This is a genomic window from Elizabethkingia miricola (assembly GCF_001675285.1).
GTDB lineage: Bacteria > Bacteroidota > Bacteroidia > Flavobacteriales > Weeksellaceae > Elizabethkingia > Elizabethkingia miricola.
The window spans coordinates 349634-374105 of record NZ_LSGQ01000003.1 but is presented as its reverse complement, the minus strand read 5'-3'; the positions used below and the strand labels follow the sequence as shown (position 1 = coordinate 374105).

The 24472-nt window shown below is 35.5% G+C and carries 23 protein-coding genes; 7 read left to right on the top strand and 16 right to left on the bottom strand.

Annotation, left to right across the window (positions count from 1 at the left end; translation table 11 throughout):
• Positions 1-3: 3 nt before the first annotated feature.
• The 4 genes from ATE49_RS04640 to ATE49_RS04625 are packed head-to-tail and all read right to left on the bottom strand — an operon-like array spanning position 4 to position 3395.
• A complete protein-coding gene (locus ATE49_RS04640; RefSeq protein ID WP_009087955.1) occupies positions 4-474 on the bottom strand; it encodes an Lrp/AsnC family transcriptional regulator in 471 nt (156 codons plus the stop codon).
• Positions 471-1451, bottom strand: coding sequence for an endonuclease/exonuclease/phosphatase family protein (locus tag ATE49_RS04635; RefSeq protein WP_233174497.1), 981 nt, complete (start codon positions 1449-1451; stop codon positions 471-473). The genes ATE49_RS04640 and ATE49_RS04635 overlap by 4 nt, the downstream gene beginning before the upstream one ends.
• A 10-nt stretch (positions 1452-1461) precedes the next feature.
• Positions 1462-2139, bottom strand: a complete 678-nt coding sequence (gene trmD, locus ATE49_RS04630) for a tRNA (guanosine(37)-N1)-methyltransferase TrmD (RefSeq protein WP_059156907.1) — start codon at positions 2137-2139, stop codon at positions 1462-1464.
• Positions 2136-3395, bottom strand: coding sequence for an NAD(P)/FAD-dependent oxidoreductase (locus tag ATE49_RS04625; protein ID WP_065081239.1), 1260 nt, complete (start codon positions 3393-3395; stop codon positions 2136-2138). The genes trmD and ATE49_RS04625 overlap by 4 nt, the downstream gene beginning before the upstream one ends.
• A gap of 122 nt (positions 3396-3517) precedes the next feature.
• Here ATE49_RS04625 and ATE49_RS04620 point away from each other — a divergent pair, with 122 nt between their 5' ends.
• Positions 3518-4375, top strand: a complete 858-nt coding sequence (locus tag ATE49_RS04620; RefSeq protein ID WP_065081423.1) for a GH25 family lysozyme — start codon at positions 3518-3520, stop codon at positions 4373-4375.
• Positions 4376-4420: 45 nt separating this feature from the next.
• Here the strand turns inward: ATE49_RS04620 and ATE49_RS04615 are convergent, their stop codons facing one another.
• From ATE49_RS04615 to ATE49_RS04605, 3 genes are all read right to left on the bottom strand, one after another.
• Positions 4421-5242, bottom strand: coding sequence for a carboxypeptidase-like regulatory domain-containing protein (locus ATE49_RS04615; protein ID WP_065081238.1), 822 nt, complete (start codon positions 5240-5242; stop codon positions 4421-4423).
• Between the two features lie 69 nt (positions 5243-5311).
• On the bottom strand, positions 5312-5827 hold the full coding sequence (locus tag ATE49_RS04610) for a 5' nucleotidase, NT5C type (RefSeq protein WP_065081237.1): 516 nt from the start codon (positions 5825-5827) through the stop codon (positions 5312-5314).
• Positions 5827-6981, bottom strand: a complete 1155-nt coding sequence (locus ATE49_RS04605) for a TlpA family protein disulfide reductase (protein WP_065081236.1) — start codon at positions 6979-6981, stop codon at positions 5827-5829. Before ATE49_RS04605 ends, ATE49_RS04610 begins: the two co-directional genes overlap by 1 nt.
• Before the next feature lie 138 nt (positions 6982-7119).
• On the opposite strand from ATE49_RS04605, the gene ATE49_RS04600 reads away from it, so the two are divergent.
• Both ATE49_RS04600 and deoD read left to right on the top strand, forming a co-directional pair.
• Positions 7120-9015, top strand: a complete 1896-nt coding sequence (locus tag ATE49_RS04600) for an ABC-F family ATP-binding cassette domain-containing protein (RefSeq protein ID WP_065081235.1) — start codon at positions 7120-7122, stop codon at positions 9013-9015.
• Between the two features lie 58 nt (positions 9016-9073).
• On the top strand, positions 9074-9781 hold the full coding sequence (gene deoD / locus ATE49_RS04595) for a purine-nucleoside phosphorylase (protein ID WP_034870604.1): 708 nt from the start codon (positions 9074-9076) through the stop codon (positions 9779-9781).
• Positions 9782-9850: 69 nt separating this feature from the next.
• Here the strand turns inward: deoD and ATE49_RS04590 are convergent, their stop codons facing one another.
• Positions 9851-10996 (bottom strand): pepsin/retropepsin-like aspartic protease family protein, encoded by a 1146-nt coding sequence (locus ATE49_RS04590; protein ID WP_065081234.1) that lies wholly within the window; start codon positions 10994-10996, stop codon positions 9851-9853.
• 75 nt (positions 10997-11071) lie between these two features.
• Positions 11072-12127, bottom strand: a complete 1056-nt coding sequence (locus ATE49_RS04585; protein ID WP_065081233.1) for a Gfo/Idh/MocA family oxidoreductase — start codon at positions 12125-12127, stop codon at positions 11072-11074.
• Between the two features lie 219 nt (positions 12128-12346).
• On the opposite strand from ATE49_RS04585, the gene ATE49_RS04580 reads away from it, so the two are divergent.
• The 3 genes from ATE49_RS04580 (at position 12347) to ATE49_RS04570 (ending at position 16356) form a co-directional block, all read left to right on the top strand.
• Positions 12347-14587: a TonB-dependent siderophore receptor gene (locus ATE49_RS04580; protein WP_065081232.1), complete on the top strand. Its 2241-nt coding sequence runs from the start codon at positions 12347-12349 to the stop codon at positions 14585-14587.
• A gap of 240 nt (positions 14588-14827) precedes the next feature.
• Complete coding sequence (locus tag ATE49_RS04575) at positions 14828-15430, top strand: outer membrane beta-barrel protein (RefSeq protein WP_065081231.1); 603 nt, start codon at positions 14828-14830, stop codon at positions 15428-15430.
• 71 nt (positions 15431-15501) lie between these two features.
• Positions 15502-16356 (top strand): mechanosensitive ion channel family protein, encoded by an 855-nt coding sequence (locus ATE49_RS04570; RefSeq protein ID WP_059343645.1) that lies wholly within the window; start codon positions 15502-15504, stop codon positions 16354-16356.
• 53 nt (positions 16357-16409) lie between these two features.
• Here ATE49_RS04570 and sucC read toward each other — a convergent pair whose 3' ends face one another.
• The 5 genes from sucC to ATE49_RS04545 form a co-directional block, all read right to left on the bottom strand.
• On the bottom strand, positions 16410-17603 hold the full coding sequence (gene sucC, locus ATE49_RS04565) for an ADP-forming succinate--CoA ligase subunit beta (RefSeq protein ID WP_009085002.1): 1194 nt from the start codon (positions 17601-17603) through the stop codon (positions 16410-16412).
• 78 nt (positions 17604-17681) lie between these two features.
• On the bottom strand, positions 17682-18239 hold the full coding sequence (locus ATE49_RS04560) for a PsbP-related protein (RefSeq protein ID WP_059343644.1): 558 nt from the start codon (positions 18237-18239) through the stop codon (positions 17682-17684).
• 9 nt (positions 18240-18248) lie between these two features.
• Positions 18249-18638: a DUF423 domain-containing protein gene (locus tag ATE49_RS04555; protein WP_065081230.1), complete on the bottom strand. Its 390-nt coding sequence runs from the start codon at positions 18636-18638 to the stop codon at positions 18249-18251.
• Between the two features lie 11 nt (positions 18639-18649).
• A complete protein-coding gene (locus ATE49_RS04550) occupies positions 18650-19978 on the bottom strand; it encodes a hydroxymethylglutaryl-CoA reductase (RefSeq protein WP_065081229.1) in 1329 nt (442 codons plus the stop codon).
• A gap of 103 nt (positions 19979-20081) precedes the next feature.
• Positions 20082-22016, bottom strand: a complete 1935-nt coding sequence (locus ATE49_RS04545; protein ID WP_065081422.1) for an ABC-F family ATP-binding cassette domain-containing protein — start codon at positions 22014-22016, stop codon at positions 20082-20084.
• A 166-nt stretch (positions 22017-22182) separates the two neighbouring features.
• Between ATE49_RS04545 and ATE49_RS04540 the strand changes: the two genes are divergently transcribed.
• Positions 22183-23460, top strand: a complete 1278-nt coding sequence (locus ATE49_RS04540) for an esterase-like activity of phytase family protein (protein ID WP_065081228.1) — start codon at positions 22183-22185, stop codon at positions 23458-23460.
• A 41-nt stretch (positions 23461-23501) separates the two neighbouring features.
• On the opposite strand, the gene ATE49_RS04535 is transcribed toward ATE49_RS04540, so the two are convergent.
• Positions 23502-24110: a DUF5715 family protein gene (locus ATE49_RS04535; protein WP_059156892.1), complete on the bottom strand. Its 609-nt coding sequence runs from the start codon at positions 24108-24110 to the stop codon at positions 23502-23504.
• 75 nt (positions 24111-24185) lie between these two features.
• Positions 24186-24323: a hypothetical protein gene (locus ATE49_RS20110; RefSeq protein WP_021348829.1), complete on the bottom strand. Its 138-nt coding sequence runs from the start codon at positions 24321-24323 to the stop codon at positions 24186-24188.
• Positions 24324-24472 lie beyond the last annotated feature (149 nt).

Genomic DNA, 24472 nt, shown 5'->3' with positions numbered 1-24472 from the left:
TTATTATACTTTAAGCTGTCTTGAAATACTTTGCTCCAAAGATATGAAAGTCTCAGTTCTCATCACACCTTTAAGCTTCTGAATTTTGCTTAAGATCTCCATTAAATGGTCATTGTCTTTTGCAAGAACTTTAAGGAATACAGTGTAGTTTCCTGTTGTATAATGAGCTTCAACAACCTCATTAATCTGTTCTAAAGACTTGATAATTTCATTGTAGTGGCTAGGCTGATCAAGATAAACTCCCATATAAGAAGTTACTTTGTACCCTACTTTTCTCGGATTCAGGAAAGAAATCGAATTTTCGATTACACCTGCCTGTTCTAATTTTTTTATCCTCTGATGTACTGCTGTTGTAGAAATACCTACGTGAGATGAAATGTGTGCCAAAGAAGTTTTGGCATTATCCATCAATAAGTAGATAATTTCCTTGTCAATAGCATCAAGATGATATCCTGCGCTTGCTAGATTTTTCATATATTTCCTATTTGTTTTGTCAACTTTAGCGCTACCAACACCGGAAAATGGTCACTATATCCTCCCAGATAACGGGTTCCTACATATGTCCTAAATGGGCGACCCCGATATCGATAGCTTCTTTCTTTAAGATGTTCCGAATTAAAAACGTGAGCGTTTATAAACTTAACATCACTTTCTAAGTTAAAAAATGAAGGCGATAAAATTATTTGATCAAATAATAAGCCTTCGCTTCTATGAAACGTAGAATATTTTTTTTTATTATATAATTCTTCAAAAGAATTTACTAATATTTTTTCATTTTCTTCACTGGAATGTATAAAGCTCTGAACATTAGCATCGTCAGGATTTTCATTAAAATCTCCCATCACCAGAATATTTTCCTGAGGATTCTGAGAGAGTTTATCCTGTATTTTTTTCTTCAGTTTGTCCAGAATAATTTTACGCTTCGGAGCATTTACATCTTTTTCCCGTTTGGAAGGTAAATGCAGTACATAAACATTAAGCTCTGTAACTCCATACTGAAACACACAATACAGAACATCCCTTGTTGTATCAAATGTATTGGGCAGCCCGTCTTCAATATCAAATATTTCGGAATAGACCTCGGAATGCAACAGGACGAGTTTACTTTTATCGTACAGTAATGCAGTATCTACACCCCGCTCGTCCAGTGAATCATAATGTACAAAATCGTATTTCCCTTCAAAGATCTCCTGTTCTGTTATATGCTGAAGTACTTTATCATTTTCTACTTCTGCAAGACCTATAAGCATTGGAAATTGTCCAATTTCTTCACGAATATATTCAAAAGTTCTGGAAAATTTAAATATTTTATTCTGATAACGTTCTTCATTCCAGTTTTTTAAACCAGATTTGGGAATATAATTCCGATGATACTGTTCTTCCTGCGGAGAAAAAAAATTTTCAGTATTATAAAACATTACCAGTTCCGAAACTGCAGGGGGTAATTCCAAATTATGCTTTTTATTTGTTTAATAAATCAGGCCTTTTTTCCTGTGTAATTCTTACTGCCTCATCATATCGCCAATCTTCTATATTCTGCGTATGACCACTAAGCAAAACATCCGGAACTTTTAGTCCTTTATACTCTTCTGGTCTTGTATAAATTGGTGGGGAGAGTAAGTCATCCTGAAAACTGTCAGTCAATGCAGACTGCTCATCATTCAATACTCCCGGAATAAGACGAATCACAGAATCTGCAAGTACACATGCTGCAAGCTCTCCGCCTGTAAGAACATAATCACCAATAGAAATCTCTTTGGTTACATGCAGCTCTCTTACTCTCTGATCTATTCCTTTATAATGTCCACACAGGAAAATAAGATTTTCCTGAATGGAAAGTGTGTTGGCTATTTTCTGATTCAATGTCTCTCCATCAGGTGTCAGATAAATAACCTCATCATAGTTTCTTTCTGCTTTTAATGATGAAATACAGTTATCTATAGGTTCTACCATCATAACCATTCCGGCTCCTCCTCCATAAGGTTCATCATCTATTTGGCGGTGTTTACCAAATCCCCATTCTCTTAAATGATGGAAATGTACTTCCGCTATTTCCTTCTGCATTGCTCTTTTAAGGATTGATGCCTTAAAAGGACTCTCCATTAACTCTGGTAAAACAGATATTATATCAATTCTCATTGTTCAGTATTATTCTTTTTGTGCGGAACGATAATAAGCCTTAAAGACGAATCTTTATTTATGTAAGCCCACGCCCAGTTATAAAAAATGGCAATTTTATTTCTTACACTCAGAATGAGCATAAGGTGTAAAAACATCCAGAAATACCAGGCCAGCCTTCCCTGGAATTTAAAATCCCGGAGATCGACTACAGCTCTGTGTTTTCCTATCGTTGCCATAGAGCCTTTATCTTTATATTTAAAAGGTTCCCATGCCGATGCTGATGTTTTTAACAGATTTTTTCCAAGTTGCTCTCCCTGGTCGATTGCCACACTAGCCAGCTGTGCATGTCCCTGAGGATATTCTGCTGTTTCCATATAGGCAATATCTCCAATAGCGTATATATTATCGTATCCTTTTACTTTGTTGTACTCATCCACTATGTAGCGGTTCCGCATAATATGCTCCTGCGAAATACCATCTATAATATTTCCGGTAACCCCTGCCGCCCAGATAACATTGTTGGATGGGATAACAGTTCCGTCGTGTAAAGTAACATTTTCACCATCATAAGCATCCACCCGGGTATTGTTCATTAGTGTAACCCCCAGCTGTTTTAAATATTCTTCGGATTTATTCTGTGCTTCTGTACTCATTGATGCTAAAGGTTTATCCGTAGCATTAATAAGAATAATATTCAGATTTTTGAAGCTCATTTTAGGATAGTCCCGTGGCAGAACATCGCGTTTCATTTCTGCAAAAGCTCCTGCCAACTCGGCTCCTGTAGGTCCTCCGCCTACAATAACCAAATTCCAGTCACCATCATCACTCCTCTGTCTTTCAATAATCAGACGCTCAAAAGTCATGAGCACATGATTCCGGATACTGATTGCTTCCTGAGTGTTTTTCATTCCGTATGCATTTCCTTCCAGAACTTCATTTCCGTAAAAATTAGTCTTGCATCCAGTTGCTATAACCAGTTTATCATATTTGAATTCCGCATCTTCACTAACCACCTTATTTTCCTCGGGTATAATCTTTACAATATCAGTCATCCTAAACTGAATATTTTTCGATTTTTGAAATATTTTTCGGAAAGGAAACGAAATATTAGAAGGTTCTATACGTCCACTTGCAACCTGATAGAATAAAGGCTGGAACATATGATGATTTACCTTATCAATCACCGTAATACGTTTTTCTCTTTTCTGGTTTAGCCTTCTGGCAAGACGAAGCCCTGCGAAGCCACCACCTATAATAAGGATTTTTTCACTCATAGTATGGGGAAAAACTGTTTATATGCATCAAATTTACAAAAATAAAAAGGATGTTTTTAGGAATAAATCACTATTTAGACTTCCAAAAACAAAAAGCTTTTAATAGTTTTGCAGCAGAATTTATGCCAAAAAAAACAACACAAAAGCGAAGAAAAACTATTGCGAAAAAGCGTACAGATGCCCGAAAGAAACTTTGGGTATTATTTATCATTCTTTTTCTGTCTCTTATCGGAATTGGTTTCTACATGAAAGATCAGGTTGTTTTTTACTATGCCATGCATTTTAAAGGCAAAGAAAAACATTCACTAAGGAACCCTAAAACAGAAGAAGAGCGAATAAACAGAATTGTTTCGCTTTACTCGGATAAAGTTTTCGGCATCGATATTTCCCATTACCAGCGAAAAGAAGATATTAACTGGAAAAAGCTGACTATAGCCAACGGATCAATAGACATAAGGTTTATACTCCTTCGTGCAACCATGGGAAAAGATGGCAAAGACCAGCATTTTGATGAATACTGGAAAACGTCTCAAAAGAACGAACTCATCCGTGGTGCCTATCATTTTTACCGTCCAAAAGAAGACCCTGTGCAACAGGCTAATAATTTTCTTGAAACAGTCAAATTAGAATCCGGAGATATGCGTCCTGTTCTGGATATTGAAAAAATTCCCCGGAATAAAAGCCTTAACGAATTCAGAAGCGATCTGAAAATTTGGCTGAAAATTGTAGAAGAGGCTTATGGTGAAAAACCTATTATATATACCTATTATTATTTTTACAGAGATTATCTTCAGGACGACTTTAAAGACTATCCTCTCTGGCTCGCCAATTACAATGATGTAGATGTACCGTCAGATAAAGCAGAATGGAGATTCTGGCAGTTTACAGAAAAAGGTATCGTGGGTGGCATCAATACCAAAGTGGATGTTAATGTCTTCAATGGGAATATATGGCAGCTAAAGGGCTTAACATTGGATTAAAAATCTGTTTTGCAAAAGAAAAAAGTGAAGCAGGCTGCCTCACTTTTATTTTTTAATTTTCACATCAATATTAATGGCAGGGGCCGCTATCCCTATTTTCTCCCATGCTCCGTAAAACGAACGGTAAAATCCAGAATGAAATAGAGCTCCGCTTAAAGCTACCTTAGCATCAGACTGACCTATAAACTGGATTCCCACATAAAAGTTTCCCTGCAGCCAGATATTATCTTTACTTACATCGAGTGAATATGTCTGATCTATAATCTGATTTTTGGTAATTGTCTCAATAATCTCTTTGTTCAGTATAAGCTGATCCGGTTTTCCGTCTTTTTCATTGTAAATAGTATATCTCACCTTAATAGGAACAGTAGAATCAAAACGGGCAAAATTCATATTAATCTTCATTATTTTCAGCTTCTTATTGGCTTTAAACCCTACAGCTGTTTCTTCTATTACATTATTTCCCTTTTCCATATTTGGTGTAAACATCATAGATTTCGATTTGCTGTTAACCCCCATATTTTTCTCTTTATAATCGGGTGTTATAGTGACCTCTTTAATGTTGGTAACTTTTGGTTCCAGATAGATAGGATGTGGATTATCTCTGATAAAATCAGCTACTGAGGTTTTAAAAGTTTCGTAGCCTCCTACCAGAATCATTAACTGTTTATCTTTGTTTATATTGTCCAGTTTTAGTGTATACTGCCCCTTTTCGTCTGCCTGGACTCCATAGTTTTCATTCACAATCCCAATTTTTGCATAAGGAACAATCTCTTGGCTGCCTTTAGAATAAACTGTTCCTGTTATTGTTTGTGCGGATATACACAATGTATTTATTACCCCAAGTAAGAGATAGTATTTTTTCATAATCAGATTTTATTTAACAACCGAATAGTCGTTACTAGAAAATCATTGTTACAGTCCGAAAACAAATTATTACAAAATAGCTCTTATTTCTTTCCAGGAACCTATTCTTCTATAATCAGAGTTATCCACAGACTGATTATGTGGTTGTGTGAAAAGTAATTTCTCTCCCTGAAAAGTATCTAAATTCTTTGGATAATCGTCGATCATATAATCTCCGGTTACCGCTTTCTTACTCCCACAGAATATAATTTGCTCCCATGTAATAAACGGGAAATACTCCGCTAGCCAATCATATTTCTCCCGCAAACTGTTTGGAAACTCCATTGCTGCAGATAAAATGAAAACCTCATATTTGGAATTAAGATATTCCATTACTTCTATACTATCTTCCATTACCTGTAGATTTCTGAAAAATCCATGTTCATGTAGATGTCTGTCAACATTCGGAAAAGCTATTGTTTCATCAAGTCCTTTTGATTCTTCTATCTTTATCCTGGTACCGGAATCTCTTTCTTCATATTTTATAAACTGGTGATACACATCTGCTAGTACTCCATCCATATCAACTAAAACTCGTTTCTTCATTATTTTAATTTTTCTGCTAATAATTTTTCCAGATCCTCTACTGAAATATCTTTTTGAACGATAACCCCATTACTGTCTAATAAAAATTTACTTGGGTAGTAAGTTACCACCCATTCATCTGACTGTTTTCTATTTTCATCCAGATAATTAGCCCAAGTCATATTAAAATCTTCTTTTACAGTTTTCTGCAAATATGGAAGAGCCTTTGTAATATCTGTAGCAATACTTACAATTTCGAATCCTTTACTCTTATATTTTCCATAAAGCTCCACTAATTTAGGCATTTCTTCTCTACAAGGCTTACAATGGCTAAACCAAAAATCCACCAGGATAATCTTGGCTTCCGGCATTTTAAAAACTACTGGCTTCTGATCGATTGAAGTGACTTTGGGAACTGGAAATTTCTGACCTACAGCAAGAATCTTTGCCGAGTAAATGCTTTTACCTAAAGCTCTCCCTGAATAAGTATCTTTTAAACTTGTAGAAAGATGGTTGTACATGTCTTCAAAAATAGGTTTATAGCCTTTTCTTTGAAAACGTTTCACCAACTGCCAGAAACCTACAAATGATTTTGGATTTTTCTTGATAAAATCCAACAAACGTATAGTTTCTTGTTCATTAATTTCATTTCTGATTTCTTCAGATTTGATGATAATGTCTTTTGGTATATTATCATATGTTCCATATTTCTGGAAAGTTAATTCTTCCACAGCTCTCAAAGAATCACTCTTAGTATTTATATCTTTATAAAATTTTTTAAACTTAGCAACTTCTCTAGCTACAGAACTACTTTCATTGGAATATTTGATATCATAGTTAGCTGAATCCTTTGGATTACCCATAATTAAAGACTGAGTTCGGGAATCCATATAAAAGTCTTCAGAAAAATAAAACCTATCCTTTCCGGTAATAAGAAAATTAAAAGGATAGACCATTTTATCTTTTGCACTCTTTACTTTGAAAAGAATTTTCTGATCTTTTACTTTGCCATTAATTATTGTAAAGTTACCATCAAAGTATTTTTCACTGGTAACTCCGCTGGCCAAGCTAATCTTCTTACCATCTTTTTGGTAAAAAGTTGCGTTAAGATTAAATGTTTGTGCCTGAGCATAAATTCCCAAGATCACAAGAAAGAAAGAATTGAGACGCTTCATTTATTTAAATATTTCAACAAATATTGAAAAATTTTCACAAAGAAAATACAGGTGATACAAGAAATATCTGTTAAAATATTCTATTCGTAGGAACCTTTCTATTTTTCGTATTTTCGCAGTTCAAATTTAGAATCAGGAATGAATTACGTTACCGCAGAAAATCTTACCAAATCTTACGGGATTAAAGTTTTATTCAAAAATATTTCTTTCAACATCAATGAAGGGGATAAAATTGCTATTGTTGCTAAAAACGGAAGCGGAAAATCTACATTGCTGAAAATCCTGATGGGAAAAGAAATTGCCGACAGCGGAAATGTAGTTATCAACAAAGACATTCAGGTAGTCTTATTTGATCAGGAAATAGACTTTGAATCTGATCTGACAATAGAAGAGTTTATGATGACACTGGATTCTGCGCCAATTATGGCTCTTAAAAATTACCATGCTTCACTTCATTCCACTGATCATGATTTTATAGAAAAAGCACTTGCTGAAATGGAAGCTCATAAAGCATGGGATCTGGAGAACGAAATGAAACAAATTCTTTCTCAGCTAAAGATTACAGATCTTGATGCTAAAATGGGAACATTATCCGGGGGACAGATTAAAAGAGTTGCACTTGCTAAATTGCTTACGGAAACCCGTGCAGAGCACCGCCACACTCTTCTTATTATGGATGAGCCTACCAACCATCTGGATGTGGATATGGTGGAATGGCTGGAAAATTATCTGAGTAAAGCCAAAATCACTTTACTTTTGGTAACTCACGACCGCTACTTTCTGGACAGTGTATGCGATACCATATGGGAAATGGAAGATCAGGCACTATATCTTCATAATGGTTCATACGCTACCTATCTGGAAAATAAAATGATTCGCGAAGATAATCTCGAAGCAACTATTGATAAGGCCAATAACTTATACAGAAAAGAACTGGAATGGATGCGTCGGCAGCCTAAGGCACGTACAACAAAGTCTAAAAGCAGAATTGATTCTTTTTACGAAACTGAAAAAGTTGCAAAAACTGACACCAGAAAACAGGCTCTGGAGCTTGATTTTGATATGAAACGTTTGGGAAAAAAGATTCTTGAACTAAGAGATATCAATAAAAGCTATGGAGATAAAGTTTTACTTAAAGATTTTAGTTACCAGTTCCAGCGTGGTGAAAAGGTTGGTATTATCGGAAAGAATGGTGCCGGAAAGTCTACATTACTCAATATTATTCAGGAATTAGAGCCTAAAGATTCTGGTGAAATAGAAACGGGTGAAACTATAAAATTCGGTTACTTTTCTCAGAAAGGTTTAAAATATAAGGAAGATGAAAGGGTTATAGACTTTATTAAAGAAATATCCGAGAATTTCCCGCTTGCCAATGGCCGGACAATCTCTGCATCTCAGTTTTTACGTTTGTTCTTGTTCGATGATCAAACCCAGTATTCACCAATATCTAAATTATCCGGTGGAGAAAAAAGAAGACTACACCTGATGTACGTGCTTTATCAGAATCCTAATTTCTTAATTTTCGATGAGCCTACTAACGATCTGGATTTACCAACACTTACCGTTCTTGAAAACTTTTTATTAAACTTCCAAGGGAGCTTAATTATCGTATCTCACGACCGTTACTTTATGGACAGAATTGTGGATCATGTTTTAGCATTTGAGGGTGAAGGCAAAATTAAAGACTTTACAGGAAATTTCTCTGAATACAGAGAATGGAAAAAGAATCAGGATAAAAAACAAGATACAATTGACAAAGCTCCGGAAGTACAGCCTCAGGAACCAAAACCTGTCATCAACAATCAGACTCCTGCTAAAAAGAAGCTTTCCTTCAAAGAACAGCGTGAACTGGAAACAATAGAAAAAGAAATGCCTGAACTGGAAAAGCAGAGAAATATCATATTAGACAAATTAAATAATGAAGCGGATTATGAAAAGATATCTGTTTTATCTGCTGATTTAGAGAGAGTTTCGGAAAAATTAGAGAATTATGAACTGCGTTGGCTAGAGCTACAGGAAGCTTCCGGCAACTAGTTCTGTTTAGCCCAATACAATCAAAGTCACTATATTTGTCTTTTCAAAAAATAAAATTATGAGCGTTCACATTAGTGCTAATAAAGGAGATATTGCAAAAGTTGTATTACAACCGGGAGATCCGTTACGTGCGCAATATATTGCGGAGAATTTTTTAGAAAACGTAAGACTTGTAAGTAAAACCCGAAACATATTCTACTTTACCGGAGAGTATAAAGGAAAAACAATATCAGTTGGTGCCAGCGGAATGGGTTGTGCCAGTATCGGAATCTACTCTTATGAGCTATTTACTGAATACGATGTAGATACCATTATCCGAATCGGAACTTGTGGTGCTTACAATACAGATCTGAAACTTTTCGACATTCTGAATGTTGAGAATGCAGCAAGTGAAAGTACTTATGCTAAATATGCATGGGAAATTGAAGGAGATCTGCTTTCGCACCAGGGGAAAGTTTTTGATATGATCAACGAAACTGCTGCTGCTCAGTCTATCATTACTAAAAATACAAATATCCATACAAGTGATATTTTCTATCGCAAGGCTCCGGGAACTCCTGCTGTTGCAGAGAAGTATAACTGTTCTGCTGTAGAAATGGAAGCATTTGCTTTATTTGCCAATGCTCAACATTTAGGAAAAAATGCTGCAACGATATTAACAGTTTCAGACATTATCCCTACAAGAGAGGAGATTTCTGCAAATGAAAGAGAAAGAGCTTTAAAGCCAATGATTGAACTAGCTTTAGAAACAGCTATCAAACTATAATTAATAGTTACTAACAATAAAAAAGCTGCATAACCGTGTTATGCAGCTTTTTTTATATCGAATTCTATCTTAGTTTATTAACTCTTTGTTGAATAAGGTATTTGGTTTAAGATAGATTATATTATTTTGAAAATCAAGGACTGTATTGAATCGCTTTAGCATATCATTTCCAAGTATGTGGATCTTAGCAGATCCCATCGGTTTGTTTGCTGTCAGAAGCTGGGCCGGAATATTTTTGAGTTCAGCTTTTCCGATCTTTATCTTTTGTAAATTAGCCGTTATTACCGGAATTTCTTTTCCGCTAACCCCGCGCAGACTTGTTTTCTTTATAATCTTCATATTCTCCACAGGGAAGTTTTTCTCTTTCAGCAAATCATTATCAAGCATTACAGATCTTTGATACCCAAGGTCAAAAAGAAACCATTCTTTATACCAAACACCATTTTCCCACATATCGCATTCGATAAAAGGTTTATTGTTGAAATACCAGATTTTAAACTTTGAATAAGCTTTATCCTCCAATATATTTTTAGGCATCTTAGAATGTACTATCATTTTCTCTTTATCATAATTCAATTCTACCAGCATTCCATCAAAAATATTCCATCCCAATAAACCATCCGCTTCCTGACCTACCATTTCATGATCGTAGATCTCACTTTTATAAGTTCTTTTACCTATTTGTATATCGTAATGTGTATTATAAAGCTGAGGATTAGATTTTATCCTGTTTTTCAGCGCATCTCTTGTAACAGACATTTCTGTAGCTCCGGTATCAAAATTAAAAGTAAGAGAATCTTTATGGTTAAAGAATGTCCTGACAAGGTTGGTATTATACTTATTCACGATAAAAGGGATTGTATCATGAATCTCTGGCTTTGTTTTACTAAAGTTTTTTACTTCCGGTCCCTGAATTCTGGTATAACATGAGTCTTTACCATTTAAAAGTACAATAAAGTCTTTTTTCTCTCCGGGTCTTAGGTTTACCACTATAGAATCTATATCGGTTTTGAATACCACCTTTTTACTCTTTGTAATTCTACCTGTTGTATGAATATCGGGTTTTACCTTTGGATTAATCCCCCAACCCGATACCATATTATCTTCTTCATAGATTTTAGCCTTATTGGAATTTGCCCTAACCACAGTTACTTTCTGTTGAGAAAAGCATAGAACCATCACAAAAAGTAATGATATAGAAAAAAAATGTTTCATTTTTACTACAATAATTTATTGACATAAAAATAGAAACATTTTTAATTCACTTCTATAAGAAATAATGTTTTTTTATCAGAAATTAATTACCTGTCCGGATTTTGCACTTTCCAGAGCTTTATCTATAAGTTTCATATTCTGTATAACTACTTTACCAGGAGATGGTAATGGATTACCAAATACAACATGTTCGTATATTTCCTGATAGTAGTCCATATAATCTCCGGCTTTACTGCTTTGTGTTATACGATTTGTATCACCATTTTCATCCAGATAATTCAGGATACTGTCATCTCCGTTAAGAGGTTTTTGCCATTCCTTGTTATATTCGGGAATAGCCCCAGCAACAAGCTCTGCTTCCTGATTATCTGTTCTTTCCTGAAGAAAACTTCCTTTATCTCCATGAATTTTGTAAGCATAATGATCTTCTTTGGTAAATACAGAAGCTTTTACACGAACTCTCAGACTATCTGGATAGTACAAAAGAATTTCAAAATAATCATTTGCATACTCTGTTCCTTTCATTGAAAAAACATCTGCAAATAATTTTTCTGGCTCTCCAAAAAGCTGAATAGCCTGATCTGTAAGATGTGCTCCTAAATCATGTAACGCTCCGGATGCAGGCAGATCCGGATTTTCTTTATGTACTTTTCCGCTTGCGGTAGTACGGAATCTGTCAAAGCGTATCTCAGCTTCTTTTATATTTCCAAGTTTTCCTTCAGATATAGTATTTTTCACTTGCAGAAAATCCCGATCGAATCTCCTGTTCTGATAAACACTCAGAAACAATCCTTTTTCTTCTGCAAGCTTTACCAACTCTTCAGCTTCGGATGTATTTACTGTAAAAGGTTTTTCCACAACTATATTCTTACCCGCTTCCAATGCCATTTTAGCATATTCAAAATGCGTCTGTACAGGTGTATTTACGACCACCATGTCGATATCCGCATTTGCCAGCATTTCTTCTACCGAACGGTAAATAATTGCATCAGGATATTTCTCTTTTGAGTCATTTTTGGATCTCTCTACAACCGCAGACATAAAATATCCGGGATGTTCCTTCAGAAATGGTGCATGAAATACTTTCCCACTCATTCCAAATGCACAAAGGCCAACTTTTACTAATTGCATTTCAATTTTTTATCAAAGATATTACATATTCAACTGTCTGATATTACAGAATAATGCAAAATTATTGATAAAGAAAAATATAGCGTTGTAAATCAGATGAATACAAACAAAACATTCTTTTTTTTAATAATTCTAAATAAAATATTGCTTTAATGCTAAAAATTTCTACTTTTGCAAAATTATTTTAAATAAGTCTAAATAGATTTAATTCAACAACTTATGAATAAAAGCACTATTGCTCTGGGACTCCTACTATGCGCTACTTTTGCTCATGCACAGAAAGGAAAATTCATCAAGACTGACACTATTAAAGTTCAGCAGATAGAAGATATTAATCTCCATAAAACGGGAAATCCTAATAAAGCTAAACCATTATCTACCAAATCCAATCTTACGGTAATGGAAACGCCACAGCCCATTGCTATTGTTACTCATGAAATTATAGAACAACAACAGGCAAAACAATTAAGTGATGTGCTGCAAAATGTAAACGGAATCTATGTTACCTCTTCCAGAGGTAATTCTCAGGACAGCTTTGGAGGAAGAGGCTTTAGCCTTGGGAACGATAATATTTATAAAAACGGAGCCAGAATAAATAGTGGTGTATTCCCTGAAGTAAGTGGCTTGGAACGTGTGGAAGTTTTGAAGGGAGCTAATGCGATGTTGTACGGAAATACTGCTGCAGGCGGAGTTATTAATATGGTTACCAAGAAGCCAAGATTTCAAACTGGTGGAAGCTTTAGCCTGAATGGCGGAAGCTGGAATACCTATAAACCAACTTTTGATGTTTATGGTCCTATATCTAAAAGTGCAGCCTTTAGACTAAATGCGGCTTATGAAAATGCTGACAGCTTCAGAGATAGGGTTTCTTCAGAAAAAATCTATTTCAATCCGTCTTTACTTTTCAACATTGGAAAAAAATCTCAGTTAATTGTAGAGGGTGATTATCTGATCAATAATTTCACTCCTGATTTCGGTATCGGAGCTATTACCAATAAAGATGGCAGCTACTCTATGAACAATCTCCTTCCAAGAAATGCTTTTCTTGGAGCAAACTGGCAATATCAAGATATAAGACAGACTTCAACCAATATAACATTCAACCACCAGATTAGCAACAACTGGTCTCTAAATGTAATTACCTCATACCAGAATTACACAAAAGATTATTTCTCCACTGAAAGAGTACAGTGGGAGTATGATAAGAATAACAGACTTAACTGGAAAAGACCTCTGAACAAAACATACAATGAACAGAACTACACTTCTTTTCAGGCAAATGTAAATGGGGAATTTAACACCGGAAAAATTAATCATAAAGTTCTCATCGGTGCAGACAGTGATTACAGTGCTGCAGATTCCTATACCTACTTTAACCCGTCCAACAATAAAACTTATGGTACTGGTTATATCTATGGAACAGACGGAGGTAATGGAACGCTATATTTAGATGATGCATCTACCTGGAACAGTGGAAGCATTCCAGCTTCTGCAACACAGGACAGAAACCGTATAAGAACAAGAAGAGTCGGAGTATATGTGCAGGACTTTATCAGTCTGACTAAAGAATTTAAAGTTTTAGCAGGTCTACGTTGGTCATACATCCAGAATATGCCAACCATAAATACTAATTTCAGAACCAATACCAAAAAATTAGTAGACAATTCCTCAACTTCAGATCAGGCATTATCTCCAAAAGTAGGACTAGTATATATGCCGAATGATAACCTGTCATTATTTGCAACATATACCAATTCTTTCTCAGCCAATACTGGTTACGACATTAACAGATCTACACTGAAACCTACTACCATCGATCAGTATGAAGTAGGTGTAAAAAAGAATTTGTGGAACAATGCAATAGCTGTTAATCTTTCTGCTTATCAAATTCTGTATAAAAATTATTATCAGACGGCAGAGCTTACTGCTGGGGGACAACCAAACAGTGACCCGAACATGAAAGAATTTGCCGGAAAAATGCGCAGCCGTGGTGTAGAGTTAGACATTACAGGAAATCCATCAAAAAACTTCTCATTAATAGGAGGAATCTCTTATAACAACTCCGTTTATTTAGATACACCGGATACTTTTGGTTATGTAGAAAATCAGAGAATTGTAAGAACTCCGGCTACAACTGCTAACCTTTCAGCTTTCTATACATTACCAAAATATATCAAAGGGCTAAAAGTAGGTGCAAGCTTATATTATATTGGAGACAGACTTGCCGGATGGAACGATACAAAGGCAACCAACAATACCAGAAACGGAGTATCCAGAATTTTCACGTTAAAAGATTATACAACTTTTGCACTTTCTTTAGGATATGACTGGAAGAAGTTTTCTATTCAGGCAAAAGTTAATAACTTATTCGATACAGTCAATTACAATGTACACGAAAACTACTCTGTAAACCCTATTGCACCGAGAAATTATTACTTTACTTTAACATACAGACTCTAGGAAAAATATCCTGATTCTATTCAGTTATAATAAGCAGCAAATTTAGAATTTGCTGCTTTTCTGTTTATAATGCCAAACCCATTTTATTGAAAATATAACGTAATGGAACAATAATTGTATTTATAATTTTCGTTAAAAAGTTATAAATATACTTGCTGCAGATATTTAACCTGTGAAGTCGGTATATGTCCAAATCAAAAAAATTTAAAAATTTATTTCTTTAACAAAAAATAATACAAAATGAAAAAGTTAATTTTAAGCACAGCAATTTTAGCAACCGGTCTATTTTCAGTAACAAAAGCTCAGCTACAGAAAGGAAACTGGATGGTAGGTGGTAACATTATTACCTCCAGCTTCGGATTAAACACTGGTGGTGGTTACAACTTCACACTACAACCAAAAGCTGCATATTTTATCGATGATAACTTTGCACTTGGAGGTCAGGTTACTTTTGGATTTGCAGGAGCAAAAGATGCTAAAACTATCTACACATACAATGTTGGTCCTATGGCTAGATATTACTTCAATAACGACCAGGTAGACAGCTTACTGAAGCATGGCAGATTTTTCGTAGAAGGCAATGCAGGAATTGGGGGAACAAGTGGAACTAGAGCAACTGCTACTCAAGAAGCGGGTAAATCTACAACAGGTCTTAATGTAGGCGTTGGTCCTGGATATGCTTACTTTATTTCTCCAAATATTGCACTAGAAGCCTTGGTAAAATACAATGGTGATTTTGGTTTCGGAAACAGAGGAGCTACATCTAACATTGGCTTCAATGTAGGTTTCCAGATTTACCTTCCGACATCTAAAGTAAAACAGATTACAAGAGGAGCACAATAAAATTTATATTTTAATACAAAATGCCAGCCCTAATCCGGCTGGCATTTTTATTTTTGCATAAATTTACGAATATGAACGAAGGATTAAAATACATTGATATTGTATTGGCTGTATTGAAGAGCTGGTATGTAAAATTTGCTGAATTATCTCCAAGACTGATTATTGGGATACTGGTTTTTATATTATTCTTAAAAGGCAGCAGATATCTGAGTAAAGTAACCGTAAAACTTGTTAATAACTTTTTCCCGGACAGCAGTAAACAGGGAACCGCTGTTGCCTTGGTAGGTGTTTTTCGTTTTCTGATTATTCTGATGGGAACTTTTATTTCTCTGGAAATAATGAACTTCAGTGGTTTCTTGTGGAAATTCATCGGAAGCTTAGGAGTTGCCGGGGTTATTGCCGGGGTAGCATTAAAAGATCTTGTATCCAGTATTTTCTCCGGAATGCTAGTTGGCATAGATAAATCTTTTAAGGTTGGCGATTACATTACATTAGGTGCCCATTCCGGTACTGTAACCGAGATAGGTTTCCTTACCACAAAACTGATCAATGATGAAGGAAAAAAAGTTTATATTCCCAATCAGACAATTTTCAACGCTCCATTTTATAATATTACAGCTTCTCCACAGCGGAAAATTATATTTGACTTCGATATTCCGGCCAGTCAGGATATACAGAAGGCAAAAGACTGTATTTTGGAAGTTATTAAAAATATGGATAAAGCAGACCGGCTGGAGAGCGCAGATGTTATATTCACTTCCCTCAAACAAGGAACATTTAATATTCAGGTAAAATTCTGGATTGCCATCGGATCTAATGTTGCCGATACCAAGAGTGATGCTCTTGTAAAAATAAAAGAAAAACTGGATCAGGAAAATATTCTGCTAAGCACTCCGATGAGTATCAGTATAGAAAAAGAATCATAAATAAAAAAGCCACTTCGAATGAAGTGGCTTTTTTTATGCAATTGCAAATGTAATTAAGAAGCTAAAACTTCTTTTACTTTATTTGCAGCTTCTTCTAATGTAATAGCAGAATGTACAGGAAGACCTGAATCATCAATTAATTGCTTAGCTTCTACAGCATTAGTTCCTTGTAATCTTACGATTAATGGAACAGGTAAGCTACCCATAGCTTTGTAAGCGTCTACAACACCTTGTGCTACTCTGTCACATCTTACGATACCACCGAAGATATTGATTAAGATAGCTTTTACGTTTGGATCTCTAAGAATAATTCCGAAAGCTGTTTGTACTCTCTGAGCATCAGCAGTACCACCAACGTCAAGGAAGTTAGCAGGATTACCTCCTGAAAGCTTAATGATATCCATAGTCGCCATTGCAAGACCAGCTCCGTTTACCATACAAGCAACGTTACCATCTAACTTCACGAAGTTAAGACCAGCTTCACCAGCCTCAACATCCATAGGATCTTCTTCTCTTGTATCTCTTAGTTCTGCTAAGTCTTTGTGACGGTATAATGCATTGTCATCTAAAGTTACTTTAGCATCTACTGCGATAATTTTGTTATCAGAAGTTTTTAATACAGGGTTAATCTCGAAAAGAGAAGCATCAATACCTACATAAGCATTGTAAAGACTACCGATAAATTTAACGAATTCCTTGAAAGCGTTTCCTTCTAATCCTAGGTTGAAAGCAATTTTTCTAGCCTGGAAACCTTGTAGCCCGTAAGCAGCATCAATAACTTCTTTGTGGATAAGGTGAGGCGTAACTTCAGCTACGTGCTCGATATCCATACCACCTTCTGTAGAATATACTACAGTGTTTTTACCTAATGCTCTGTCTAAAAGAATAGAAACATAAAATTCTTTAGTTTCTGTTTCTCCCGGATAATAAACATCTTCAGCTACCAATACAGAATTAACTTTTTTACCCTCAGCAGATGTCTGTGGCGTAATAAGTTGCATACCGATAATATTACCTGCATTTTCCTTAAGTTTATCCATATTTGGAGAAAACTTAACACCACCACCTTTACCACGACCACCGGCGTGAATTTGTGCTTTTACAACCCAGCCTTGTGCTCCGGTTTCAGCAGTAAGTTTTTCAGCAGCAGCAACTGCTTCATCCACATTATTAGCTACAAAACCACGTTGTATAGCTACACCGTACTTCGCTAAAATCTCTTTTGATTGATATTCGTGAAGATTCATATTGTTTTGATTATATTTTTATTTTTTTAGATTTACAAATGTACAAAATAGACCCGAAACTAAAGAAGGGTGAAATGTTTATTTTTCTTTAATTGAGGCTACTACAGTTTTGAATATTTTTTCAAATTTCGCCTTATCTTTTACCGGGCAGAAGGAATATACAGAATAGGTAGACTTAGCTGTTTTAATACCTACAGTAACATAAGCATACTTGGAAAACTTAGTCTGTTCCTTACCATTATCATCGTAATCGGTATACTTATAATCCCCTTCAAAATTCTGGTAAGCATACTGCATTCCGTTTTTAGCTTCGGTTTTAATATCACCAATCTTTAAAGCAGAATTTCTTTCTAAAGATTCAATTGCTGTAGAGTTATAATGCTTGATTACATCTTCAGCCGATCCAAATAAAGGAGTCTCTCTCCAGTCTTCTATCGGATCCTGAATGATATATAATGTGAAATCATTTGGCTGATCAAAGATTTGGAAAACAACATTTTCCTGCTCTCCTTCTACCTGCTTAAAGTTATCAGGATAGCTAATTTCAAAAGGTACTCCAACAGTTTTAGTAATATTTTTCTGAGCAAAAGCCCCAACTGATAATACTAAAGCCGCTGTAAAAAGTAGTTTTTTCATTTTTTATGTTTAGTTAAATTTTGATTTAAAGATAATAATCATCAGCATCAACCAGCTTAAGATCATAAATAAACCGCCAAGAGGTGTAATTGGTCCTAAAAACTTCAGATTGGTATTCCAGACTTCCTGAAAAGAAAGGAAATATATACTTACCGAGAACAAGAATGTTCCGGCAATCATAAACCAACCAGCACTTTTTTCAATCCCGGTATCAAATTTCAGGAAAAACCCAATAATCAAGAGATATAACGCCGCATACATTTGGTACTTTACTCCTACCTCGAAACTTTCAAGTCTTTCTACTGAAAGAACCTTCTTAAATGCATGTGCCCCAAAAGCTCCCAGTATTACTGAAAGCATTCCGTAAAAAGCACCGAAAAATAAAGTTATTGTTTTCATTCTTATTGAATTTATTTATTTCTCAATTTCTCCAGTTCAGCAATCACCTCATGATGGCTCACTGTTTTATCTTTGAAGTAATGTACAAAATGTTGTTTTTCTGCTTCTGTTGCACCGAACTGGTTCAGGATATTGAACAAGTGCATTTTCATATGCCCTTTTTGTATACCCGTAGTTACTAATGAACGAAGTGCTGCAAAGTTTTGGGCTAAACCAGAAACCGCAATAATACTCATAAGTTCTGTTGCAGAAGGTTTTCCTAAAAGAGCTAATGAGAATTTCACTAATGGGTGCAGATTTGTTAACCCACCAACAACTCCAACAGAGATAGGAAGATCTAACCAGAATCTGAAAACACCATTATCCGTTGAGCAATGTGTTAAACTTGTATATCTCCCATCTTTGGAAGCATAGGTATGTGCACAAGCTTCTGTCGCACGGAAGTCGTTTCCGGTAGCAATAACAACCGCATCTACCCCATTCATAATTCCTTTATTATGGGTTGTAGCACGATAAGGTTCGATCTCTGCAATATTTACAGCCTGCTTAAATTTCCAGGCAAATTCTTCCGGAGCAATACCACTATCATCGATAAGATCTTCAATTTTACAGGAAACTTCAGCTCTGACAACACAGTCTGGTGTAAAATTGGACAGGATATTCATAATAACACGAAGGGAATCTTTCTCTTCCTGTGTAAATTTATCAGATAATTCAACTTCTTTTTTCAGGGTTTTACCAAACTGCTCCAGACAAGAATTGATAAAATTAGCTCCCATACTGTCTTTGGTGTTGAAAGAAGCTTTTATCTGATAATAATCCTGCATTTGTGCAGTTTTGTCTACCAACTCAATATCCAGAATCCCGCCACCACGTGAACGCATATTCTTTGTAATATCCTCGGTATCGTCAAATAATCTTTGCTTTAAGACATGGTTAAAAAATGACTGAAGTTTTACACTTTCCCCGTTAAATGTAAAGTGAGTATGTCCCAGTTTCTTTTCGTTGATTACAGTAGTCTTGAAACCACCTTTATCCAACCAGAATTTTGCGGACTTGGAGGCTGCAGCTACTACAGAGCTTTCCTCTACAGCCATTGGAATTGCTTTTAGTTCTCCATCAATTAGAAAATTAGGTGCTATACCATAAGGCATGTAAAAGTTGGAAATGGTATTTTCTGAGAACTCTTCATGAAGTTTCTGAAGGTCTGCATTGTCATTCCAGTATTGCTGTAAGATATCTGTGTATTGTTGGTTGCCTTCCAGATATGTACTAACTAACCAATCGATTTTCTTTTGTTTGCTAAGCTTTGAAAAGCCTTCTATAGGCTGATGTTTCATTATTTTATCTTATAAAATATCCTCCCAAAGATACAACATTAAAAACAAAGAAAGCAGATGCGATGCATCTGCTTTTTATCATGGATTGTAGTGATATACACATTTATTCAGCTTCCAGCTGAGCTGCTAAAAATTCCCACTCCTGTAATGCAAGATCAAGATCTTCTTTCAGTTTTTGGTATTTTTCCAGTTGTTCCTCTGTAGGATTTTCTTTAGAGAACCCCTGTTCCATAGCTTCTATCTGACTTTCCAGTTCATTGATTTTCTGCTCAGTTTTAGAAATCTTATTCTGAATATTCTTTTTCTCTTTGCTTACAAATTCTTTTTTTGTTTCAACAAGTTTCGGTTCCTCTTTCACCTTCGGAGCCGGAGTTTCTTGTTTCGCTTCTGCCAGTTTGGATTTCTCAATTGAAACTTCACGAATACTTTCTTTTTGTCTGTACTCCAGATATTCGTCAATATTTCCAAGATACTCTTTCATATTTCCGTCTCTGAATTCAAAAATCTTATCAGATAATCCCTGTAAAAATTCACGGTCGTGAGAGATCAGAATCAGAGTTCCTTCAAACTTCTGTAATGCAATTTTAATAATCTCCTTGGACTGAATATCCAAGTGGTTGGTAGGTTCATCCATTATCAATGTATTGAATGGACGCAATAATAGTTTACAAAGAGCCAAACGGTTTCTCTCCCCTCCGGAAAGAACTTTTGTTTTCTTCTGTACATCCTCTCCCTGGAAAAGGAAAGATCCTAACAGGTCTCTAACTCTTGGACGAGTTTCTTCAGTTGCAGCGTCTTCGGCTTCTTCCAGTACGGTTTTATTAGGAGATAAAACTTCTTCCTGATTCTGAGCAAAATAACCGATATTAACATTATGCCCCAGGTTCCATTCTCCGGAATAATCACGGATCTCACCAGCTAAAATTTTCGCCAATGTTGTTTTTCCCTGTCCGTTCTGTCCTAACAAAGCGATCTTCGCTCCTCTTTCTATGAAAAAGTCAACATTATTGAAAACCTGTTTTTCACCATAAGCTTTTCCCAGCTTTTTAGCTTCAAAAATTACTTTCCCCGGAACAACAGACTGTACGAAACGGATATTGAACTTGGAAACGTCATCATTTTCTACTTCAATTCTTTCCAGCTTATCCAGCTTTTTAATAAGGGATTGTGCAAAAGCTGCTTTAGAAGCACTCGCACGGAATTTATTAATCAGATCTTCAGTATGCTTAATCTCTGCATCCTGATTTTTCTTCGCCTGAATTAATTTTTCTTTTCTGTCTTTTCTTAATTCAAGATACTTGGTATAATTAGCTTTATAGTCGTCAACTTTTTTGTTATTGATATCAAAAGTACGGTTACAAACTGATGTCATGAACTGCTTGTCGTGAGAAACCAGTACAATAGCTCCCGGGTAATCTTTCAGGAAGTTTTCTAACCAGATAATAGATTCCATGTCCAGGTGGTTGGTAGGCTCATCGAGAAGCATAATATCATTCTTCTGAAGAAGAAGTTTTGCCAACTCAATACGCATTCTCCACCCTCCGGAAAACTCATCTGTAATCTTTTCGAAATCACTTGCTCTAAAACCAAGACCTAATAATACCTTCTCCATCTCAGCATCCAGATTGTATGCATCATGATGAACAAGAAGATCGTTTAGTTCCGTCATTCTATCAATAAGCTTTGCATACTCTTCACTTTCATAATCTGTACGCGTTGCCAATCCGACATTTACTTCTTCCAGCTCAGTCTTCATAGCATTGATGCTTTCAAAAGCCTGCATGGTTTCATTCCATACTGTTCTTCCTTTTACAAAGTCCAGATCCTGTTTCAGGAAACCGATAGTAATACTACCATCCGGAACAACATCCCCTTCATAGAAGTTAATTTCGCCGGAAAGCATTTTTAATAATGTCGATTTCCCTGCACCATTTTTACCTACCAGGCCAATTTTATCATTCTTCTTAATGGTAAAATTCACATTCTGGAAAAGATAATTTCCGGCATGATGCAGTCCTAAACTTTGTACTGAAAGCATAATAATTTTCTGTATTAAACGATTCTCTCTAAGAATCTGCAAAAATAGGAAATCTATTTTTTATCCAAAGCCCTGATTTTCTTTTTGTTCATTAAAAGATAATATTCTATTAAAATACTGTAAACACTAAAAAAATATTTTTGCCGCAACTTAATCAACTATTATAATGAGAAAAAAACTTTTATCCATGGTCGTATTAGCAGCTTTGTACGCTTGTAACAACGACGACAACCCTTTTAAATCTGTTAGCTATCCTGATATGGCAGAGGCTTCCGAGCCAAAAATAATCAACGACATCAATGGTGTTAAGGTTTATAATGGAGGCTACGGATCTTCTCTCGTACAGGATCCACAGGACAAATCTGTTTTCTATATGCTGACTGACAGAGGTCCTAATATTGACGGCCCCGTTAAAGATTCGAAAGTATTTTCCAACCCTGATTTTACACCGCAAATCGGAAAATTCCAGTTAAAAGACGGAAAATTAGTACAGATTGGTACTATTTTGCTAAAAAATGCAGCCGGTAGAAACCTTACAGGACTACCTAATCCTATAGGTTCAGGAGGAACTGGAGAAATTGCGTATGATACTAAAGGTAATATTCTGAGCAATGATATCGACGGTTTGGATTCGGAAGGTCTTGCTATAGCTCCTGACGGAACATTCTGGGTAAGTGATGAATATGGTCCGCATATTATCCATTTTGATAAAAACGGAAACACTATTGAAAAGATTAATCCATTTAATACATCGAGAAAAATCCCAAAAGTTTTTGCTAAAAGACGTCCTAATCGTGGTATGGAAGGACTGTGTATTACCCCGGATGGTAAAACACTGGTAGGCATTATGCAGTTTCCACTGTACAATCCATCGTCCGCAGACATGAAAGGTTCTTTAATTATTCGCATTATTACTTTTGATATTGCATCGGGCAAAACACAACAGTTTGTTTACCTTATGGAAAATAAAGATTTACAAGCCGTTAGCGAAATTGCTGCTATAGATAACAATACCTTCCTTGTACTGGAACGTGACGGAGAGTATGCTACTTCAGCAAATAAAGGTTCTGTTTTCAAAAAGGTATACAAGATTGAACTGGATGGTGCTACGGATGTATCTGATCCTAATAATGGTGAAAACGGAAAACTATATAATGGAAAACCTTTGGAGCAGCTTATTAATCTAAGTGGTCTGCAGCAAAATAATATAGTCCCGGTAAAGAAAACTCTTGTTCTTGATCTGATGACTGATCTGAATATGATTTATCCACATGACAAAGCTGAAGGTATCTTTGTAATCGACAAAAATACAATAGCCATTAGCAATGATGATGACTTCGGTGTAACTGGCAGTGGAAAATATGAACAGAAGGTACTTCCTTCATCCAACACTATTGACAGAAACACCATCTATTTCATTAAGCTGAAGAAGTCTTTAAAATAAATTTCATGAAAAAGCCTTCAGGTCATCTGAAGGCTTTTTATTCAATAGTTTCTTACTGTTATATGATAACAGCTCTGCTGTCTTTCTTTAATATAGTAAAGTTTTCCTTCGTCTCTGTAAACATTCAGTACCTTTTCCAGCGCTGCTTCCAGCCTTGGGTTAGACTTATGTCTGTCATTGAAGCGGACATAAGAAATATCAAAAGAGTTACCATAGTTATGGGAACTGATTCCCAAAGAAGCATTGGGATTTACTCTCCGCAAGCGGCATTGATCTTCCAGAGTTCTGGTAAGAGATGTTATTGTTAAAGTACTTCCTTTAGTATTGGCATTAAACTTTTTAGCGATGCCCCGAAGCGTCGTTTTCGCTTTTGGGACCAAATAAGCCCGGCTATAATCCAGTTTCTGAATCCGGTAACCTTTCCCAAGACTTCCTATAGAAACAAGCTTCCCTTTTTTAGTGTACTTATTTATACTCTTGGAATTCTCCAGAATGTTAATATTAAACTTTGCCGAAGCATCGAGATGCTGTTTATAGATTGGGGTAGGCTCTACCTTCAGAACTGTACTAAGATCATAACAACGAGCGGACTGAGACTTGCCTCCTGTCCAGATCAGTACCCCTAAAAAAGCAAAAAATAATTTCCTCATTATTAATTTTCATCATTAATAACGTTGTAAAAGCAACATTTGTTGTATCTGGTCACACATATTTATTTTTCAGGATCATTTTGCTTCACTCATAGAAGTTAAAACATCCGGAAAAAATAAAGCCATAATGAGATAAACAATGATCATCACAACAAGTATTCCAATAACACCAAGCACAAGTCCGTTTGGTATATTTCTGTCAGACTCTTTCATAGCTCAATTATTTAATACCTACTAAAGATACAAAATTTACCAGTAAAGGGAAAGATAATATTTACAAATATGATTTGAATTAATAATAATAATAAAATTTGTTTACTATTTTCTAAAAGCTAAACTAAAGTATTATGTAACAGGAATAA

Bases quoted from the DNA above. Each gene is read 5' to 3' on its own strand.
- sucC (WP_009085002.1), bottom strand. From the start codon at position 17,603: ATGAATCTTCACGAATATCAATCAAAAGAGATTTTAGCGAAGTACGGT.
- ATE49_RS04540 (WP_065081228.1), top strand. From the start codon at position 22,183: ATGAGAAAAAAACTTTTATCCATGGTCGTATTAGCAGCTTTGTACGCT.
- trmD (WP_059156907.1), bottom strand. From the start codon at position 2,139: ATGAGAATTGATATAATATCTGTTTTACCAGAGTTAATGGAGAGTCCT.
- ATE49_RS04535 (WP_059156892.1), bottom strand. From the start codon at position 24,110: ATGAGGAAATTATTTTTTGCTTTTTTAGGGGTACTGATCTGGACAGGA.
- ATE49_RS04555 (WP_065081230.1), bottom strand. From the start codon at position 18,638: ATGAAAACAATAACTTTATTTTTCGGTGCTTTTTACGGAATGCTTTCA.
- ATE49_RS04620 (WP_065081423.1), top strand. From the start codon at position 3,518: ATGCCAAAAAAAACAACACAAAAGCGAAGAAAAACTATTGCGAAAAAG.
- ATE49_RS04640 (WP_009087955.1), bottom strand. From the start codon at position 474: ATGAAAAATCTAGCAAGCGCAGGATATCATCTTGATGCTATTGACAAG.
- deoD (WP_034870604.1), top strand. From the start codon at position 9,074: ATGAGCGTTCACATTAGTGCTAATAAAGGAGATATTGCAAAAGTTGTA.
- ATE49_RS04605 (WP_065081236.1), bottom strand. From the start codon at position 6,981: ATGAAGCGTCTCAATTCTTTCTTTCTTGTGATCTTGGGAATTTATGCT.
- ATE49_RS04615 (WP_065081238.1), bottom strand. From the start codon at position 5,242: ATGAAAAAATACTATCTCTTACTTGGGGTAATAAATACATTGTGTATA.
- ATE49_RS04575 (WP_065081231.1), top strand. From the start codon at position 14,828: ATGAAAAAGTTAATTTTAAGCACAGCAATTTTAGCAACCGGTCTATTT.
- ATE49_RS04580 (WP_065081232.1), top strand. From the start codon at position 12,347: ATGAATAAAAGCACTATTGCTCTGGGACTCCTACTATGCGCTACTTTT.
- ATE49_RS04600 (WP_065081235.1), top strand. From the start codon at position 7,120: ATGAATTACGTTACCGCAGAAAATCTTACCAAATCTTACGGGATTAAA.
- ATE49_RS20110 (WP_021348829.1), bottom strand. From the start codon at position 24,323: ATGAAAGAGTCTGACAGAAATATACCAAACGGACTTGTGCTTGGTGTT.
- ATE49_RS04610 (WP_065081237.1), bottom strand. From the start codon at position 5,827: ATGAAGAAACGAGTTTTAGTTGATATGGATGGAGTACTAGCAGATGTG.
- ATE49_RS04550 (WP_065081229.1), bottom strand. From the start codon at position 19,978: ATGAAACATCAGCCTATAGAAGGCTTTTCAAAGCTTAGCAAACAAAAG.
- ATE49_RS04585 (WP_065081233.1), bottom strand. From the start codon at position 12,127: ATGCAATTAGTAAAAGTTGGCCTTTGTGCATTTGGAATGAGTGGGAAA.
- ATE49_RS04560 (WP_059343644.1), bottom strand. From the start codon at position 18,239: ATGAAAAAACTACTTTTTACAGCGGCTTTAGTATTATCAGTTGGGGCT.
- ATE49_RS04625 (WP_065081239.1), bottom strand. From the start codon at position 3,395: ATGAGTGAAAAAATCCTTATTATAGGTGGTGGCTTCGCAGGGCTTCGT.
- ATE49_RS04545 (WP_065081422.1), bottom strand. From the start codon at position 22,016: ATGCTTTCAGTACAAAGTTTAGGACTGCATCATGCCGGAAATTATCTT.
- ATE49_RS04590 (WP_065081234.1), bottom strand. From the start codon at position 10,996: ATGAAACATTTTTTTTCTATATCATTACTTTTTGTGATGGTTCTATGC.
- ATE49_RS04570 (WP_059343645.1), top strand. From the start codon at position 15,502: ATGAACGAAGGATTAAAATACATTGATATTGTATTGGCTGTATTGAAG.